The sequence below is a fragment of the Mycoplasma wenyonii genome, assembly GCF_003265155.1.
Taxonomy (GTDB): Bacteria; Bacillota_I; Bacilli_A; order Mycoplasmatales; family Mycoplasmoidaceae; genus Eperythrozoon_A; species Eperythrozoon_A wenyonii_C.
The window spans coordinates 1-1,177 of the sequence record NZ_QKVO01000029.1; the positions used below are offsets into that span (position 1 = coordinate 1).

Below are 1,177 nucleotides of genomic sequence, written 5' to 3' on the forward strand. Positions count from 1 at the left end.
CAAATGCTTTTAGCAATATTCTCTCTTAATTCCAATTCAGTCATTAGTTAATTAGTTTTTCTCTGTAGTATCTAGATTGTTGTTTAAGTAAAAGAATTTCTTTAGGCAAGCCTTTAGAAATATTTTCGGTTAACTCCCTAAATCTATCTAATCAATTAGCTATTTTTTCTTGTTTTTCAAGAGATGGCAAAGGGATTTGGAGTTTCAATGCTTGGTCTATTCGTATATTGGCTATTGCTGGGCCTTGATCAAATAGCTTTGCTTTTTGCTTTTTTATGTCATCTTTGGATAATGCATAAGCTAAATATTTGGCATTTTGTTCATGCAATAAAACAATTGTTGCACTATCCGCAAGTATTTTTTGCTCTCCGACATAAGCCAAGGGTTTGGCTATTTCAGAAATAGTTTCTCCCACTTTTGTAATAAGTAGATCATTTTTTTCACAGTACTTATATTTCTTTCCGCTCTCTAATGTGATGTGGGAAGTTGGAGTTTCACATCATATATCGTAGGAAGTGTAAATCTCCCCATATCTAATACAAGGAGTTCCTTCAGTTGTGATTTGAGACTTTGTAATCAAAGTTCCTGTAAAAGACTCTTTAATGATCTTCTTCAGTTCCACCAAGCGCCCCCCCCGCATTAGGCGGTTCAAATAGTACCTATACTGAGTTTTGTGCCGTTCTAGTTGCCGTTCTAGGGACGAGAAGGTCTCGAGCCATTTTGCAATTTTTTCTTGTTGCTTAAGGGGCGGGAGAGGAATCTTTAATTTTTTTACTTTATAAAGATCTAAAGCCGGCCTAACCCCCATTAATATACAAGAGTTAATGTTTTCTTGATTTCTAAGTAAAACATAGAATAAATATTTTTGATTGATTATTTCGAGTTGGGGTTTTAACTTCAAAAATCCACTGTAAAAAACATATTTAGTATTTGAATTATTTCAACCAATTTTCCCAGATGTAAATCCTGTGTTTACGATCAAAATCTCTCCAGGCAAAAAATAAAACTGATCGATATTTTGGAACTTATTAGGGTCAAGTCAGCACAAATTATTTTTGACTATTTCTGTATCCTGTATGTTCCCTATTTTGATTATTGGTAATAAATCTCCTTCAATATTTTCTTTAAATTGATCTTTTTCAGAAATGGTTAATCCTCTTTGAAATTCACAAATCTC

1 protein-coding gene is annotated in these 1,177 nt (G+C 33.1%); it reads right to left on the reverse strand.

The genetic code is table 4. From position 1 onward, the window contains the following. Positions 1–43: 43 nt before the first annotated feature. Positions 44–1,177, reverse strand: a 1,134-nt coding sequence (locus DNK47_RS03325) for a restriction endonuclease subunit S (protein WP_112665935.1), incomplete at its 5' end; no start/stop codon positions are given.